Raw genomic sequence first — 226 nt, 5'->3', positions numbered from 1 at the left:
GATGGTGCATCCAGGAGGATTCGAACCTCCGACCGCTCGGTTCGTAGCCGAGTACTCTATCCAGCTGAGCTATGGATGCATTGGGGTCTATCTTTTGAGGTACAAATTTTTATGGACTTACAGAAACCAACCTGAGGATGTTACAAAGAATGGTGCATCCAGGAGGATTCGAACCTCCGACCGCTCGGTTCGTAGCCGAGTACTCTATCCAGCTGAGCTATGGATG

At 50.0% G+C, this 226-nt stretch carries 1 tRNA gene; it reads right to left on the bottom strand.

What is annotated here, in order from left to right:
* Window positions 1-2: 2 nt before the first annotated feature.
* A tRNA-Arg gene (locus HFD95_RS21920) sits at window positions 3-79 on the bottom strand.
* Window positions 80-226: the final 147 nt, after the last annotated feature.

Source organism: Pantoea sp. EKM10T (assembly GCF_011800685.1).
Classification (GTDB): domain Bacteria; phylum Pseudomonadota; class Gammaproteobacteria; order Enterobacterales; family Enterobacteriaceae; genus Pantoea; species Pantoea agglomerans.
Note: the sequence above shows the minus strand (reverse complement) of the source record. Positions and strands in the feature narration are given on the sequence as shown.